This window comes from Mycolicibacter arupensis (assembly GCF_002086515.1).
In the GTDB taxonomy this organism is placed as follows: Bacteria; Actinomycetota; Actinomycetes; order Mycobacteriales; family Mycobacteriaceae; genus Mycobacterium; species Mycobacterium arupense.
In genome coordinates this window covers 199,147-216,003 of sequence record NZ_MVHH01000001.1, presented here as the reverse complement: position 1 = coordinate 216,003, position 16,857 = coordinate 199,147, and the positions used below count along the sequence as shown (strand labels likewise).

Sequence of the window (16,857 nt, the reverse complement as noted above, 5' to 3'; positions counted from 1 at the left end):
ATCGGCGCTGCCCGACTCACCTAGGAGAGGCTTGATGGCAGGACTACGGCCCGAGGTCGACCCCGACGGCTTACTGGAGTACTCCGTCGTCTACACCGACCGGGCGCTCAATCACATGTCCACCTGCTTCCAGACCGTGATGAACGATGTCTCGGCCATGCTGCGCGAGGTGTACCATGCGGATGCGGCGGTGCTGGTGCCCGGCAACGGGACGTGCGGCATGGAGGCGGTCGCGCGCCAGTTCGCCACCGACGCTGAGGTACTTGTGCTGCGGAACGGGTTCTTCAGCTACCGGTGGAGCCAGATCCTGGAGACCGGACGGATCACCGACCGCATCACCGTGCTGAAGGCAGGCCCGACCGGCGACGGGGACCAGGCGCCATGGGCTCCTGCGCCCGTCGAGCAGGTCGAGGCGGTCATCGCCCGGACCCGGCCGGCGGTGGTGTGTGTGCCCCACGTCGAGACCTCCAGCGGCATCCTCCTTCCCGACGACTACCTGGCGCGCGTCGGCGCGGCGACAACGGCGGTGGGCGGCCTGTTCGTCCTGGACTGCATCGCCTCGGGAGTGATCTGGACGGATATGGCGGCCCTCGGCGTCGACGTGTTGGTGACCGCACCGCAGAAGGGCTGGAGCTCCGAACCGGGCTGCGCCATGGTCTGCCTGTCGCGCCGCGCCGTGGAGGTCATGGAAGGCACCCAGAGCACCAGCTTCGCGCTGGATCTGAAGAAGTGGCGCGACGTCATGGCCAGCTATGAGAACGGCGGCTACGCCTACCACGCGACCATGCCGACCGGGGTGATCAGGAGCCTGCGCGACGCCATGGCCGAGACCCGCGAGCTCGGTTTCGGGGTGGTGCGCGAACAGCAGTTCACCCTGGGGCGCAAGGTACGGGCCCTGTTGGCCGAACGGGGCTTCCCGAGTGTGGCAGCGCCGGGGTTCGAGGCTCCCGGTGTGGTGGTCAGCTACACCACCGACCCCGATATTCGGAGCGGGAAGAAGTTTGTGGCACAGGGGCTTCAGACCGCAGCGGGAGTGCCGCTGCAATGCGACGAGCCGGCGGCGTTCAGCACGTTCCGGTTGGGGCTGTTCGGTCTGGACAAGCTCGCTGACATCGAGGGAACGGTGGCGCGACTGACTGCGGCGCTGGACCGGATCGCCGTGGTCTGAGCCGATGTCAGAAGGCAACGCGGACGCCTCGAGCATCTACCTCGCCGCTGCCGAGGGCGGCACAGGAAAGTCCGTCCTGGCACTGGGGCTGCTGAACCAGCTGGCCGCCTCGTCGGCGCGCGTGGGCGTCTTCCGCCCGGTCGTGCGATCGCTGGACGAACCCGACGAGCTGCTCGAGTTACTGCTTGCGCACGCCACCGCCACGGTGGATCGTCACGACGCCTGCCGCGGTGTCACCTACCAGCAGGTTTACGCCGACCGTGACGCCGCGCTCAGTGAGATCGTCGCGCAGTTCCACGAAGTCGCCCGGCGCTGCGACACGGTGCTGGTGGTCGGCAGCGACTACACCGACATCGTCAATCCGAGCGAGCTGAGCTTCAACGCGCGTATTGCGGTGAACCTGGGGGCGCCACTGGTGCTCGCCGTCAACGGCCACCTTCGCGACGCCCAGGCCATTGCGGAGATCACCGATCGGTGCCTGGCCGAAGTGGCCGCGGTGCACGCACGTACGGCGGCGGTGATCGCCAACCGTTGCGACCCGGACCAGCTGACCGAGATCACCCGGGCGATCGCGGGGACGTTGGCCGGCGCCGATATCCCGACCTTCGCGGTTCCCGAGGTTGCTCTGCTGTCGGCTCCGACGATGGGCGAACTCTGCACCGCGCTGGACGGCACCGTCTACAGCGGCGACCCGGAGTTGCTGCGACGCGAAGTTCTCGGCGTCATGGTCGGCGGCATGACCGCCGAGAACATCCTCGACCGGCTGATCGAAGGCCAAGTGGTGATCGTGCCGGCCGACCGCTCCGATGTGCTGTTGGCCTTGGTGAACGCCCACGAGGCACAGGGATTTCCCTCCCTCGCCGGCATCATCCTCAACGGCGGACTGCTGCCGCACCCGGCCATCGACAAGTTGGTCAAGGGCCTGCGCCCCACCTTGCCCTTGATCGCCACCAGCCACCGCACCTACGACACCGCCGAAATGGTGTCCAACACCGGATCGAAGATCACCGTCGGTGCGCTGCGCAAGATCGACACCGCACTCGCGCTGATGGCGGCGCACGTCGACGGCGTCGAACTGGCCGAACGGCTCCGGGTTCCGCAGTCGACGGTCGTCACCCCGCAGATGTTCGAATACCGGTTGCTGGAACGGGCCCGGCGCGATCGTCGCCATATCGTGCTGCCGGAAGCAACCGACGACCGAATTCTGTTGGCAGCCGGACGGTTGCTGTCTCGCGGCATCGTCGATCTGACCCTGCTGGGCGTGGAAGGTGCGGTGCGCAGGCGCGGCGCCGAACTGGGCGTCGACCTGGACGCTGCGCGGGTGATCGATCCTGCGAGCAGTGAACTGCAGGGAAGATTCGCCGCCGAGTACACCCGGCTGCGTGCCCACCGGGGCATGACCGAAGAGCGTGCCGGCGAGATCATGCGCGACATCTCCTACTTCGGCACCATGATGGTGCACCTTGGGCTCGCCGACGGCATGGTCTCGGGTGCCGCGCACACCACGGCCCACACGATCAGGCCGGCTTTCGAGATCATCCGGACCGCACCCGGGGTCTCCACTGTCTCCAGTGTGTTCCTGATGTGCCTGTCGGATCGGGTGCTGGCCTACGGGGACTGTGCGGTGGTACCGGATCCGACCATCGAGCAACTCGCCGACATCGCGATCTCCTCGGCCGCCACCGCTGCCGCGTTCGGCATAGAACCGCGGGTGGCACTGCTGTCCTATTCCACCGGTGAATCCGGATCCGGCGCCGGAGTGGACAAGGTCCGTGCCGCAACGCAATTGGTCCAGCAGCGTCGGCCCGACCTGCTCGCTGACGGTCCGATCCAGTACGACGCGGCGGTCGACGAGGGGGTGGCCGCGGTCAAGATGCCGGAGTCGAAGGTGGCCGGCCGAGCCACCGTACTGGTGTTCCCAGACCTCAACACCGGCAACAACACCTATAAGGCGGTGCAACGCAGCGCCGGCGCGATCGCTATCGGCCCGGTACTGCAGGGCCTCGCCAAGCCCGTCAACGACCTGTCGCGGGGAGCGCTGGTCGACGACATCGTCTACACCGTGGCCATCACCGCGATCCAGGCGCAGGAGGTGGCCCGATGACCGCGGCCACACCCGGGTTGGTGCTGGTACTGAACTCGGGCTCGTCATCGGTCAAGTTCCAGCTGGTCGACCCGGTGGCCGGCACCGCGCCCCTGTCCGGCCTGGTGGAACAGATCGGCGAGCCGGACAGTCCAGTGGTCGACCACGCAGCCGGCCTACGCCTGATCCATCGACAGCTCATCGACTCCGGCATCGATCTTGCCGCCGTGCGGGCCGTGGGGCATCGAGTGGTGCACGGCGGCAACCTGTTCTATGCCCCGACGCTGATCACCGATGAGGTGGTGGCCGAGGTGGCACGGCTGTCTGAGCTCGCGCCCCTGCACAATCCCGCCAATGTGATCGGGATCGAAGTGGCCCGCAAGGACTTTCCCGCCGTCCCCCACGTGGCGGTATTCGACACCGGGTTCTTCCACTCGCTGCCGGCCGCTGCCGCCAGCTATGCCATGGACCATGACATCGCGACCCACTACGGCATCCGTCGCTACGGATTCCACGGCACCTCGCACGAATACGTCTCCGGTGAAGTCGCCACGCTGTTGGACCGTGATCCGGGTGACCTGAACGTCATCGTTTTGCACCTGGGCAATGGCGCGTCGGCGTCGGCGGTACGGGGCGGCGTGGCCGTCGAGACATCGATGGGACTGACCCCTCTGGAGGGCCTGGTGATGGGCACCCGCAGCGGAGACATCGACCCCGGGGTACTGTTCCACCTCAACCGCACGGCCGGACTGGGCGTCGACGAGCTCGACGAGCTGTTGAACCGGCGTTCTGGACTCAAAGGCCTGTGCGGGGTCAACGACTTTCGGGAACTGTTGGAGCTGCGGGGCGCAGGCGGCGCGCGTGGTGAGGCCGCCGCGCTGGCCTACGACGTCTATATCCACCGGCTGCGCAAATACGTGGGCGCCTACCTGGCGGTGCTGGGCCGTGTCGATGCGATCGCCTTCACCGCAGGGGTGGGGGAGAACGCGCCGAGCGTGCGCGAGGACGCACTGGCGGGCCTGGACGGGCTGGGCATAGTGGTGGACGCCGAGCGCAACCGCAGTGGCAAGGGGGCTCGGATCATCTCCACCGAGGCGTCGCCCACCACCGTCCTAGTGGTGCCCACCAATGAGGAGTTGGCGATCGCGCGCGCCGCCTGGCAGTTCGTGTGAACCCCGTCCGCGATCTGGACCCGGTGGCCCCGCTGTGGCGGGCCGCCCAGGTGTTCCGGCTGCTCAGTTGCCTGTATGCGCTGGGATTTCAGCTCGCGATCAACGACGACCTGCGTCGTCCCGGGCTGGCCTGGCTGCTGTTCGCGGTCCTGATCGGCTTCAGCGGCCTGTGCGGGGTCGGGTATCTGCGCGGCTTCGCCCGCCGCCCGTCGTGGGTGATCGCCGAGATCGTGGTGGTGGTCGCACTCATGCTCTCCACCGAGGTGGTGGCCTCCCGGCAGTGGGAACTGGACAACCAGTCCTGGCCGACGACCTTGTGGGCCAGCAATGCCACCGTGTCGGCCGCGCTCCAGTTCGGCTCCACCGGCGGGATGGCGACCGCGGCCGTGGTGACCGCGGCCAGCGCCTTCCTCAAGGGCTACGTGAGTCTTAACTTCGGCCGCAACGCCACGATGATCGTCGAACTGGCTCTGGGGCTGGCGGTCGGCATGGCCGCGCAGACCGCGCGGCGGGCCCACGACGACCTGCAGCGGGCGACCCGGCTGGCGGCGGCAACCGAAGAACGCGAGCGGCTGTCGCGGCATGTGCACGACGGAGTCATCCAAGTGCTGGCGCTGGTGACCCGACGTGGTCGTGAAATGGGCGGCGCTGCGGCGGAGTTGGCTGAGCTCGCCGGCGAGCAGGAACGCGCGCTTCGCCGGCTGGTGAGCTCCGGGGACCTGCACTCGGACTCCGGTGACACGGATCTGCGGGCCCTGCTGAACCGTCGTGCCGGAGAACGTGTATCGCTCAGTCTGCCCGGCACCGCGGTGCTGTTGGACGCACGGACGGCTGCCGAGCTCGACGCGGCCGTGGGCAATGCCCTGGACAACGTCGCAGCCCACGCCGGCCCGCGGGCGCGGGCCTTCGTGCTGTGTGAAGACCTGGGCGAGACGGTGACCGTCACCGTGCGCGACGACGGCGTGGGGATAGCGGCCGGCCGACTGGAGGAGGCCGCACGCCAAGGCCACGTCGGGGTGTCGAAGTCGATCGTGGGCAGGCTGGTCGCCTTGGGCGGCAGTGCGGTGCTGCACACCGAGGTCGGGGAGGGAACCGAGTGGGAACTGAGCATCCGACGGTGATGGTGGTCGATGACCATCCGATCTGGCGCGACGCCGTAGCCCGTGATCTGGCCGACTCCGGGTTCACCGTGGTCGCCACCGCCGACGGCGTCCACACCGCACGTCGCCGTGCCGCGGTCGTCAAACCCGATGTGGTGCTGATGGACATGCGCCTGGGCGACGGCGACGGGGTGGCCGCCACCACGGCGGTCCTGGCGGTCTCGCCGGAGTCCAGAGTGCTGGTGCTGTCGGCCTCCGACGAACGCGACGACGTCTTGCAGGCGGTCAAGGCCGGTGCCACCGGTTATCTGGTCAAAAGTGCCTCACGCGAGGAGCTGACCGACGCGGTACACGCCACCGCGGCTGGGCGCGCGGTGTTCACCCCGGGCCTGGCCGGACTGGTGCTCGGCGAATATCGCCGCCTCGAGCGCAGCCCGGATGCCGGTCCGGCCACTCCCGCCCTGACCGAGCGGGAGACCGAGGTGCTGCGCCACGTGGCTAAGGGCTTGTCCGCCAAGCAGATCGCGCAGCGGCTCAGTCTGAGCCATCGCACCGTGGAGAATCACGTCCAGGCGACGTTCCGCAAGCTGCAGGTCGCCAACCGCGTTGAACTGGCCCGTTATGCCATCGAACACGGATTGGACAGCTGAGGGGCAAAGTCGAGTAGTCCTACTCATCCGATTTCACCCGCCGTGCGGCAACGTTGCCGGCGTGACCGAACCACGTGCCGTTCTCACCCGGCTTACCGCAGAATGCCACGCGGTGTCGTGGCAGCTTTACCGAGTCTCGGCTGAACTCGCCGAACTGGATCGCCAGCTCAGCGCGCCGAGCCTCCCGCCGCCTGTCCCTGGCCCCGTGCATCCGGTGACGGCCCCGGCCGTGCCGTCGAGACCGGCGTCACCGTCAAGTCGGGAAGAACCGAAACCTGCAGTCACCGTGGGCGACTCGGGATGGATCGGCAAACTGCTGGCCGTCGCGGGGGTCACGGTGACACTCGTCGGGGTGGTGCTGCTGCTCGTACTGGCGGCCCAGGCCGGCATCCTGCGCCCCCAGATCCGGGTGGCGGGCGGCTTCGTGCTGTCGGCCGTGCTGGTCGGAGCCGCCTGTCGGCTGCACAGCCGCCCGGGTGGACGGACCGGGGCCATCGCGTTGGGGGCCACCGGGATCGCCGCGGCCTACCTGGACATCGTGGCGATCACCGCCTACTACCAGTGGGTTCCGGCGGCCGTCGGGTTGGTGGTTGCGGCCGTGGTCGGTGGGGCCGGACTGGTCGCGGCGAGGCGCTGGGACTCTGAGCACCTCGCGGTGCTGGTGCTGGTACCGCTCATCGGTCTGGCGCCGGTCCTCACCGGTGACGTGGACCTGTTGCTGATTGGCTTCCTGCTGGCCTTGTCGGCGACGGCGCTGCCGATTCAGCTGGGCAAGGACTGGACCGGGATGTTCGGGGCCCGCATCGCTGCCGCGACGCTGCCCCTGCTGGCCGCGCTGGTCGCCGGCAGCGGCCATGACCACCGGCTGCTGATCGGTGGTGCCTGCGCGGTGGCTGCGATTCTGGCCGTCCTGAGCGGTCTGCTGGTACTGCCGACCAGCGCCAGGCCCGGCCCGATCGCGCTGCTGACCGCCGCCGGGACCGTGCCGGCGCTGGCGGCTGGCGCCGCGCTGGACCGGGTATCGGCCAGCATGCTGGCCGGGGCGCTGTCGCTCCTCATGCTCGTCGTGGTGGTGGCTCACCGGGCATTGCAGCCGGTGGCCGTGCAGGTCTTCGCCGCGCTGTCCGCGGTCGCCGCACTGATCGCAGTCACCACGGCCTTCCACGGCTCTGTGCTGGCGCCGGTACTGCTGGGTATGGCCGTGTTGATCGCGATCGCCGGACGCCGCAGCGGTGTGGCCCGTTGGGCCGCAGCAGGATTCGGTTTCGCGGGGGGCATCGTCTACCTCGACTACGCCGCCCCCGGGAATCTGATCACCCCCACGCAGCTACCGGTTGCCGACACGGTCGCCACGCTGGTTGCGAGCCTGCTGGTGATCGCGCTGGTGGTCGCCGTGGCCCGCGCCTACGCCGTGGCCGAGAACACCGATCCGGCCAATGCGCCCATCCTGGCGGTGGCCGGCGGAGGGCTGATCGGCTATGGCGTCACCGCATTCACCGTCACCGCCGGCGTCGCGATCGGCGGGACCGGAGCAGGCTTCCTGACCGGCCACATGGCGGCCACCCTGTGCTGGATCACCATGGCGGCCCTGCTGTTGCGCCACGCGTTGCGGCTGGCCGACCGCGGCGCCCGCACCTGGGCGATCGCTGCCGGTTTGGCGCTTACCGGAGCCGCCACGGCCAAGCTGTTCCTGTTCGATCTGGGCACCCTGGACGGCATGTTCCGCGTCGCGGCATTCATCGTCGCGGGCCTGCTGCTGCTGGGCATGGGCACCGGGTACGCGCGCAGCCTGGCGCAGCAGGACGAGCGGTAGCCGATGATCACCACACTGCTGGGATTCCCCGAACCCGCCGAACTGGACGCTGTCACGCCGGTCGGGCGTGACCGTGCTCTGGACGTCATACGCATCAGCGCGCTGCTGGGGGTGGTCGCCGGGCACACGGTGATGGCCACCAGCGTGATCCGCGACGGGGTGCTGATCTGGGACAACCTGCTGACCGCCACACCTGCACTGGTGGGATTGACCTGGGTCTTCCAGGTCATGCCGTTGTTCTTCTTCGCCGGTGCGGCGGCCTGCCTCACCACCTGGCGGCCGGGCGGCCAGTGGGGTGTCTGGCTGATGAAACGCTGCACCCGGTTGTTCCGGCCGGTGTTCTTCTACCTGGGCTTCTGGGCCGTGACCTTGGCCGTGCTGCGGCCATTGCTGCCCCGACACGTCTACGAGCCGGTGGCCGGCGTAAGCATTCAACTGCTGTGGTTCCTGGGTGCCTACGTTCTGGTGCTGGCCGTGATGCCGGTGCTGTATCGGATCACCACCGCAGGAATGCTTCTCGTCGGCGTCGCCGCCGTCTATGCGGTGATCGCGACGGTCGACGCGGTTCGGTTGCACCACCCGACGCTGGCACCGATCGGCTATCTGAATCTCATCGTCTGGCTGATCCCGGCCATGTTCGGGGTCGCCTACCGGCGGACACTGTTGCCCCGGCGCACGGCGCTGGCAGTGGCGCTGTTCCTACTGATGATCGATGTCGCGCTGGTGGCCCTCGGGCCTTATCAACTGAGCATGGTGGGTACCGGCGATCACCAGCTGTCCAACACCAATCCGCCGTCACTGCTGCTGGCCGGGCACGCGATCGTGCTGAGTACCCTGGCGATCTGCGCCGCGCCGGCGATCACCCGATGGGCGCACCGGCCCCGGGTGTGGTGGCTGACAGCGGTCGGCAACTCAGGAGCCATGACGCTGTATCTCTGGCACATTCCGGTGCTGCTGGGCGTTCACCTGCTTTTTGACCGGCTGGGCCGGGCCCGCTACCCGGGACATCCGCACTTCGCGCTCATCAGCGTCGCGCAGCTGATCCTGGTGGCAGCGGCGGTCGGTGGGCTGTTCGCCGTGCTGCGGGGGTTGGAGAACAACCCGCTACGCGGCTGGGACGCTCCGATCGTTGCGACCCCGGGCCGCGGCACCGCCGCGGGACTACTGCTTGTGGTGGCGGGTGCCGCGACATTGGTGGCGGTCAAGTGGGGCCTCAAGGACGACGGGCTGACCTGTGTCGCCGTGCTGTTGGCCGCGCTGACCAGCGCACGGATGCTCCTCACCGGACCCGGAACCGCGTCGGCCTGACCGCGCTCAAACCGGCAGTACCGGGCCCATAGCCGAGCGGTCGCGGTACAGTCTCGTCCTGTGAAATCCGGCCGATCGACCGTACTTGCGGCGCTACTTACGATCGGTGCACTCATGGTCTCGGCCTGCGGCGAGAGCGCCACGCAGTTGGTGTCCTCCGCCGATCCGTCGGCGGGGGTGGACTGCGGGGGTAAGGGGGAGCTGCGCGCTGGAGGCTCGACCGCCCAGACCAGGGCGATCGAGCAGTTCGGCTACGCCTACAGCCGGGCCTGCCCGGGTCAGACGCTGGACTACGTCGCCGACGGCTCAGCGGGCGGTGTGGACGACTTCATCGCCAATGAACTCGATCTGGCCGGCTCCGAGGTGGCCCTGGATCCCGCGAAGACACAGCCGGAACGGGCGGCGGAACGTTGCGGATCGCCGGCCTGGAATCTGCCCGTGGTGTTCAGTCCGATCGCGGTCACCTACCGCATCACCGGGGCGGACAGCCTCAGCCTGGACGGGCCCACCCTGGCGAAGATCTTCAACGGCAGCATCGGCAGCTGGGACAACCCCGCGATCAAGGCGCTCAACGCCGGCGTCACCCTGCCTGCGCTGCCCATTCATGTGGTCTACCGGGGCGACCGAGCCTCCAGCACCGCCAGTTTCCAGCGGTATCTCGACAGCGCCTCTGAGGGCGCATGGTTTGCCGGTGGCGGCGACATGTTCAACGGCGGCATCGGCGAGGCCGCCACCGGAAACAACGGCGTCGCGTCAGCGATGCAGAGCACTGAGGGTTCCATCACCTACACCGAGTGGTCTTATGCGGTGGGCAAGCAGCTGCCCATCGCACAGGTCATCAGCGCCGCCGGGTCAGCGCCGGTGGCGATCTCCGCGGAATCGGTGGGCAAGACCATCGCGGGCGCAAAATTCCTGTCCGAGTCCGTCCAGAACAACGACCTGGTGCTCGATGCGGCCTCGCTGTACCGGCCCGTCGACCGCGGCGCGTATCCGATCGTGTCGGCCACCTACCAGATCGTCTGCTCCAAATACCCCGACACCGCGACCGGCACGGCGGTCAAGGCGTTCTTGCAGGCCGCGATCGGTCCTGGCCAGGATGGCCTGGACCAGTACGGCTCCATTCCGCTGCCGGCTTCCTTCTCATCCCGGGTTCTGACGGCGGCGAACGCGATCTCGTGACCGTTTGCGGCGTTGTTGCCGGTTAGTCTGGTAGCCAATCTTTCGCCGCAGTGCGCGGCACTGTGGTCGAAGGGAGTGTCGTCGGTGAACAAGCCCGAACCGGGTTCGCGGACCGGATCGCGATTCGGCCCGTACCAATTGGGGCGGTTGCTCGGCCACGATGCCGTGGGTGATGTCTACCTCGCCGAGGACACGCGCCATGACGAGACGGTGGCGCTCAAACTGATCTCCGAGGAACTCTCCGCCGATGCGGCGTTCCGCGGCAGGCTCGAGGACGAAGCCGAGGCAGCCGGTCAGCTGACCGAGCCACACGTGGTGCCCATCCGGGCCTACGGGGAGATCGACGGGGTGCTCTACCTGGAGACGGGCCTGATCGACGGCACCGACCTGGCGACGGTGTTGGCGGACTCCGGTCCGCTGAGCCCGCCACGGGCCGTAGCCATCGTGCGCCAGCTCGCCGCGGCGCTGGATGCGGCGCACAACGCCTATGTGGTGCATCGCGACGTCAAACCCGCCACCGCCCTGGTCACCCGTGACGACCTGGCCTACCTGGTGGATTTCGGGGTGGCAGCGGCACTCGCCGAACCCGGTGCGCGGGCCAAGCCGTCGGCAGGAACCCTCGCCTACATGGCGCCCGAGCGTCTCACCGGGGAACAGGTCACGCACCTGGCCGACATCTATTCGCTGGCCTGTGTGTTGGCCGAAGCGCTCAGCGGGGTGCCCCCATTCTCCGCCCAGACGGTCGACGAGGCGATCGAAGAACGCCGCACCGCAGAGCTGCCGCAGCCGAGCAGGCTGCGTCCCGGGCGCGTTCCGGCGGCCATCGACGCCGTGCTGGCCCGCGGGCTGGCGCGCAAACCCGAGGAGCGCTACAGCAGCGCCGGTGAGCTGGCGGCCGCGGCCTACCACGCCCTGACCGAGCCCGAACGTCACCAGGTCTCGCGCATTCTGCGACGCGGCGAGCCTGCACTGCACTTGCCAGGCGGCCTGGAGCCCGAACCCCGGCTCGAGTTCCGGGGCGGCACTGCACTGTCGGCAGGCGTCAGCCGAGCGGGCTGGACGCCGGCGGAAGCGGGTTTCGGTGCCGCATGGGAAGCCGGCCTCGGCGGCTCCGCCCCGGCACCGTTTCCCATGTCGCCCCTGTTGCGCGGCGATCTGCACACGCCTCCGGCCATCCCCACCCCGTCCCGGCGCTGGCGACGGCCCAGCAAACCGGTGCTGGTGGCGGCCGCCGCGGTCGCGGTGGTCACGGTCATCGCCGGCATTGGGCACCTGGCGTCGCAGCCCTCGTCGGCGACACCCGTCGCCGCGCCACCCCAGGATGTGCTGCCATTCACCGACCTGGAATACCGACTCTCACCCGGCGGGGTGGCGTTGGACGGCGACGGCAACGTCTACGTCGCCAGCGAGGGCATGCATGGGCGGGTCGTCCGTTTGGCCGCCGACTCGACCGCTTCGACGGTGATGCCGTTCAGTGACCAGTACCAGCCGCGCGGTCTGGTGGTGGACAGCGCCGGCAACGTGTACTTCTCCGACGTCAACAGCAGGGTGGTCAAACTCGGCGCCGATTCCAACACCCACACGGTGCTGCCGTTCGCCGGCCTGGACGACCCCGACGGTGTCGCGGTGGACTCCGAGGGCAACGTCTACGTCGCCGACCGCGGCAACGACGTGGTGCTGCGGCTGGATGCCGTCTCCAACGTCCAGACCACGGTGCCGTTCGTCGGTCTCAATAAGCCCGATGGGGTGGCGGTGGACTCCGCCGGCAACGTTTACGTCACCGATACCGGCAACAACAGGGTGCTCAAACTGGTGGCCGCCTCGGGCGAACAGGTGGTGTTGCCGTTCGCCGGCATCGTCGCGCCGTGGGGTATCGCGGTCGACGAGGCCGGTGACGTCTACGTCACCGAACACAACCGCAACAAGGTGGTGAAACTGGCAGCCGGGGCCGCGATCCCCGTGGTGCTCCCGTTCACCGGTCTCAACGCTCCGCTGGATGTGGCGGTCGACAAGCACGGCGGTGTCTATGTCGCCGACCGCGGCAATGACCGGGTGGTCAAGGTAGACACCGACAGTTAGGCGACCGGTGCCGCGGCCGCTGTGACGGCTGTCTCACTGAAACGGCAGGTAGCATTTTTTCCGTGGACAGTCGCGTCGTGGGGCCTGCAACGGGCATCGCCGAGCCGGTGAACGATGCGCACGACCATGATCACGCCGGGCACGCCCATACCGTTCCAGTGGTTCGAGATGAGGGCTGGCGCCGTGCGGCGATCTGGGCCCGTCGGCTCGCCTGGGTGAGTCTGGTGCTGGTCTCGGTGGAAGGCGTGATGGGCCTGTGGCAGGGTCTGGCGGCAGGGTCGATCGCGCTGACCGGTTGGGCCCTGGGCGCTATTCCCGAGGCGCTGGCCGGTGCCGTGGTGATCTGGCGGTTCACCGGTGCTCGCACGCTGTCCGAGACCGCCGAGCGGCGCGCCCAGATCGGGGTCGCGATCTCGTTCTGGATCAACGCCCCCTATATCGCGGCGGAGTCGGTGCACCACTTCTTCGGAGACCAGCGCAGTGAGGGCACCGCCATCGGCATTGCGGTGACGGCCGCCGCCGCTCTGGTGATGCCGATCTTGGGCCGTGCCCAGCGACGGCTCGGCACGAGGTTGGGCTCGGCGGCGACGGTCGGTGAGGGAGTGCAGAACTACCTGTGTGCCATCCAGGCCGCCGCGGTGCTGGTCGGGCTCACGCTCGCCACGCAGTGGGCCGGTGGTTGGTGGCTGGACCCGCTGATCGGCCTGGGGGTGGCGGGCGTTTCGGTGTGGCAGGGTTTCCGCTCATGGCGCGGTGAGGGCTGCGGCTGCTGAACCCTGCTCGGGGCAGCCGGCAGACACTGGGGCAGGAACGCGAAGTCCCGACTGCCCTGGAGCTGGTGGTGGTGCTCGACAGGAACAGTCGGGACGGGGAACAGATTACGGCACCACAGGTGCAGACGCCAACGGTTCTGTCTGCAGCCGGTAGCGGATCAATCGCGAGCTGTTGGCCACGACGGCCACCGACGACGCGTTGTGCAGGATCGCCGCCAGCACCGGCGACAGCGCACCGCCGGCACCGATCAGCAGGCCGACCGCATTGACCGCGATCGACATGCCGTAGTTCTGCCGGATCACCTCGACGGCCCGGCCGCCCAGATCCCGGACATCGAGCAGTCGGCGCAGATCGTCGTTGGCCAGGGCCACATCGGCGGTCTCGACCGCCACGTCCGTGCCGGCCAGCCCCATCGCGATGCCCATGTCGGCGGCGGCCAACGCCGGCGCGTCGTTGACGCCATCGCCGACCATGCCCACCACGTAGCCCTCGTCCTGCAATCCGCGGACCACCTGCAGCTTGTCTTCGGGTAGCACCTCGGCGCGCCATTCCGCGATACCGAGCTCGCCGGCCACCGCCGCCGCGGTCTCGGGGTGGTCGCCCGTGAGCATGACGATCCGGCGAATTCCCTTGGTGCGCAGCTCCTCAATCACCTCACGGGCCTCGGGGCGGACTTCGTCGCGCAAGCTGATCAAACCGACCAGGACGCCATCGACCGCCAGCAGCAGCGGAGTCTCGGCCTGAGCGCGCAGTTTGGTGACCCAGTCCGCCGCCTTCTTCGAAATGCGGACCTTCTCCGAACGCAGCAGGTTCGGGCTGCCCAGCAGCAAGGTGCGGCCATCCGCCCAGGTTCGGATGCCCAGACCGACCAGGACCTCGCACTCCTCATGCGGTGGGATGATGATGCGGCGTTCCTCGGTGGATCGGATCACCGCCTCGGCCAGGGGGTGGCGCGAGTGCAACTCGGAGCTGGCCGCGTAGGCGAGCACCTGCTCGGGTTGCCAATCCTTATGAATGGCAACGATGTTGGTCACCACTGGGCGGCCCACCGTCAACGTTCCGGTCTTGTCGAAGACGATCGCGTCGACCCGGCCGGCCTGCTCCAGATGCGATCCGCCCTTGATCAGGATTCCGCGGCGAGCGCCGTTGCCGATCGCCGCGCTGATCGCGGTCGGGGTGGACAGGCCCACCGCGCAGGGGCAGGCGATCAGCAGCATCGTCATCGCGCGGCGGACGTCGCCGGTGAGCACCAGGGTGGCTGCCGACAACAGGAACGACGCCGGAACGAAGCGCCGGGAGAAGTTCTCGCCGACGGTCTGGATCGGTGCGCGGTCGTGCTGGGCCTCCTCGACGCGGCTGATGATCCGGCCGATCACGGTCTCGGTGCCCACCGCTGTCGCCCGTACGACCAGTCGGCCGCGTACCACCACGGAACCGGCGTGCACGCCCGCGCCGGTGGCCACGCTGACCGGCAGGGTCTCGCCGGTGATCGCGGACTGGTCCACGATCGCGTCGCCGTCGACGACGTCGCCGTCGACCGGGATCGCCACGTGGTCGTGGATGATCACCTCGTCGCCGATCTGCACCGTGTCGATGGGCACCTGTACTTCGGTGCCGTCGGCCAGCCGGATCCAGGCCGTGTCCTGGTTGCCGCGGAGCAGATCGGAGATGGCGCGGCGGGTGCGGCGCAACGTCAGATCCTGCAGGTACTCGCCGATGTTGAGCAACCACAACACGGTGAGCGCTACCACGTTCTCGCGCAGGACCAGGCTGGCCACCGTTGCGGCGGTCACCAGCGCGTCGGTTCCGGCTTTGCCGGACCGGATCGAGCGCAGCGCGCCCCGCAGGAAGGGGTAGCCCATGAACACCGTGGCGCCGGTGGCCACCAGCTGGCCGCTGGGTCCCAGCAGCGGCGGTCTGGCGAAGACGTAACGGCGCATTCCCAACAGCGCCAGCGCGGCGCCGCCGATCACCATGCGCAGCACATCGGTGTTACGGACGTCGGCCGAGCGGGGAGTGCGGGCCGGGATCAGCTCGGTGGCGACGGTGGCCGCCGATGCGATCGCCGCAAGGATCTCCGCGGTGTCGCTGCGTTGCGGTGAATACCAGACCACGACGGCTCCGGTGCGCGGGTAGGCGTGCACGGTGCGCACACCGTTGACTCGTCCGGCGGCTTCCTCGGCGGCCACCGCACGTCGCGAATCGCCGCGTACCCATCCGACCCGTACCCGCATCCGGCCGGCCGCGTCGGAGACGACGGTCAGCTCGTCATCGGGGGCCACGGTCGCCACGGCGCCGTTGCGTGTCATCGTTGGGCTTCCCATCGTCGGCGCCGGGCGGTCAGTGGTCGTGGTCGTGCGCGACGGCCGCGGCCGGCGGGGTGGCCTCCTCGCCGATGCGCTCCCGGGCCTCGGCGACCACGTCGGCGACCTTCAGCCGGGCTGATTCGGCCACCTCTTCGGCCCGGCGGGTGCCACGCAGGCTCCACTCGGTGGCGGTGACCGCGGCCTCATGCAGCGGAGCCTTCGCCAGGGCCCGTCGGGCCACCTCGTAAGCACTTACACCGACCAGCCCGGTGAACACCGTTGACGCCGCTTTAGCCAGCAATCCCTGCACTGCCATGAGCCTTCTCCTCGTTTCCTGGGCGCGTACTTGCGGGCAAGAGTATCAGCATATAAGCATCTATGCATGAATAGCGGGGCGCGGTGTGGTGCGGAGGCGGGCGCCCAGCCGGAATCCGGCGACGAGAAATGGGCGTGTCGTGTCGTGTCGTGGAGGTCCGACTCGCGGGCGGGTCGGTGGTTCAGTCCAGCGTTCGGGTGACCTTTTCGCTGGCCCGGCGGTGCTCCTGCAGGTCGGGGTCGGGGTTGGCGACCTGTACCAGGGACGCACCCACGGCGAACACCGACAGCATGTGCTCGATCAACTCAGCCGGGGTCTCCCAGCCGCGGTCGGACCACACCCGATCCGATGGCGTCAGACCCGTTGCTGCCGCGAAGCTCCGGCACCGCGCCAATACGTCGTCGGCGGAGGCGGCGGCCAGGGCCGGGCCGGGGTGCCGTTCGGCCACGAGCTGGTCGCCGTGCACGCGCACCGACGTTGCGTAGTCGGTGACGCCCACCGGCAGGTCCGGGGCGGGCCTGCCGAACGGGTCCAGGGACAGCACCACCACTTCGCCGCCGCGATCTGCCACCGCTGCATCACCTTGGTCGAGACGGTCGGCTGTGCACAGCGCGACGTCGGCGTCGCCGTCCGGCGCGTCCAGCAGCACCTCGGCGCCGATCCACCACACGCCGAACAGCACCGCCGCGGTCTGCCAGTGCGCCGGCAACAACACCGCGACGCGGCTGCCCGGGCCGGCGCCGAGCTCGTCGCGCAGCAGGTTGCCGGTCTTGGCTGCCCAATTCGCCAATGTCGCCGCGGACAGCTCGATGCGTTCCCCGGTCGCGTCGTCATAGTGGGTGATTCGTGGCCCCACCGGGTCGGCGCGCAGGATCGGATCAAGGATCGCCGAGCTGAGGTTGGTCACCG

Annotated in this window: 13 protein-coding genes; 10 read left to right on the top strand and 3 right to left on the bottom strand. The window is 68.9% G+C overall.

Translation table 11 applies throughout. The annotated features are described in order from the left end of the window. The first annotated feature begins 34 nt into the window (after positions 1-34). The 10 genes from BST15_RS00995 to BST15_RS00950 all read left to right on the top strand — a co-directional run bounded on the left by BST15_RS00995 (position 35) and on the right by BST15_RS00950 (position 13,325). A complete protein-coding gene (locus tag BST15_RS00995; protein ID WP_046188735.1) occupies positions 35-1,168 on the top strand; it encodes an aminotransferase class V-fold PLP-dependent enzyme in 1,134 nt (377 codons plus the stop codon). A 4-nt stretch (positions 1,169-1,172) separates the two neighbouring features. After that, positions 1,173-3,272, top strand: a complete 2,100-nt coding sequence (pta, locus tag BST15_RS00990; protein WP_046188736.1) for a phosphate acetyltransferase — start codon at positions 1,173-1,175, stop codon at positions 3,270-3,272. After that, on the top strand, positions 3,269-4,423 hold the full coding sequence (locus BST15_RS00985; protein ID WP_046188737.1) for an acetate kinase: 1,155 nt from the start codon (positions 3,269-3,271) through the stop codon (positions 4,421-4,423). The genes pta and BST15_RS00985 overlap by 4 nt, the downstream gene beginning before the upstream one ends. Further along, complete coding sequence (macS, locus tag BST15_RS00980) at positions 4,420-5,544, top strand: MacS family sensor histidine kinase (protein ID WP_046188738.1); 1,125 nt, start codon at positions 4,420-4,422, stop codon at positions 5,542-5,544. The genes BST15_RS00985 and macS overlap by 4 nt, the downstream gene beginning before the upstream one ends. Next, entirely contained in the window at positions 5,544-6,173 is a 630-nt protein-coding gene (locus tag BST15_RS00975; RefSeq protein ID WP_109370725.1) for a response regulator, read from the top strand. Before macS ends, BST15_RS00975 begins: the two co-directional genes overlap by 1 nt. Positions 6,174-6,234: 61 nt before the next feature. Further along, positions 6,235-7,986 (top strand): DUF2339 domain-containing protein, encoded by a 1,752-nt coding sequence (locus BST15_RS00970; RefSeq protein ID WP_046188740.1) that lies wholly within the window; start codon positions 6,235-6,237, stop codon positions 7,984-7,986. Between the two features lie 3 nt (positions 7,987-7,989). Beyond that, positions 7,990-9,294: an acyltransferase family protein gene (locus tag BST15_RS00965; RefSeq protein WP_198528285.1), complete on the top strand. Its 1,305-nt coding sequence runs from the start codon at positions 7,990-7,992 to the stop codon at positions 9,292-9,294. 60 nt (positions 9,295-9,354) lie between these two features. After that, positions 9,355-10,473 (top strand): phosphate ABC transporter substrate-binding protein PstS, encoded by a 1,119-nt coding sequence (gene pstS, locus BST15_RS00960; RefSeq protein WP_046188741.1) that lies wholly within the window; start codon positions 9,355-9,357, stop codon positions 10,471-10,473. A gap of 84 nt (positions 10,474-10,557) precedes the next feature. Next, positions 10,558-12,552 carry a serine/threonine-protein kinase PknD gene (locus BST15_RS00955; RefSeq protein ID WP_046188759.1) on the top strand — a complete coding sequence of 665 codons (1,995 nt, stop codon included), beginning with the start codon at positions 10,558-10,560 and terminating at the stop codon, positions 12,550-12,552. A 107-nt stretch (positions 12,553-12,659) separates the two neighbouring features. After that, complete coding sequence (locus tag BST15_RS00950; RefSeq protein WP_046188742.1) at positions 12,660-13,325, top strand: cation efflux transmembrane domain-containing protein; 666 nt, start codon at positions 12,660-12,662, stop codon at positions 13,323-13,325. A 105-nt stretch (positions 13,326-13,430) separates the two neighbouring features. Here the strand turns inward: BST15_RS00950 and ctpC are convergent, their stop codons facing one another. From ctpC to BST15_RS00935, 3 genes are all read right to left on the bottom strand, one after another. Then, positions 13,431-15,635: a manganese-exporting P-type ATPase CtpC gene (ctpC, locus tag BST15_RS00945; protein WP_046188743.1), complete on the bottom strand. Its 2,205-nt coding sequence runs from the start codon at positions 15,633-15,635 to the stop codon at positions 13,431-13,433. A 31-nt stretch (positions 15,636-15,666) separates the two neighbouring features. After that, the gene (locus BST15_RS00940; protein WP_046188744.1) at positions 15,667-15,948 is read right to left on the bottom strand and encodes a DUF1490 family protein; all 282 of its coding nucleotides are present in this window, start codon (positions 15,946-15,948) and stop codon (positions 15,667-15,669) included. Between the two features lie 181 nt (positions 15,949-16,129). After that, entirely contained in the window at positions 16,130-16,855 is a 726-nt protein-coding gene (locus BST15_RS00935) for a TIGR03089 family protein (protein ID WP_046188745.1), read from the bottom strand. Between the last annotated feature and the right edge of the window lie 2 nt (positions 16,856-16,857).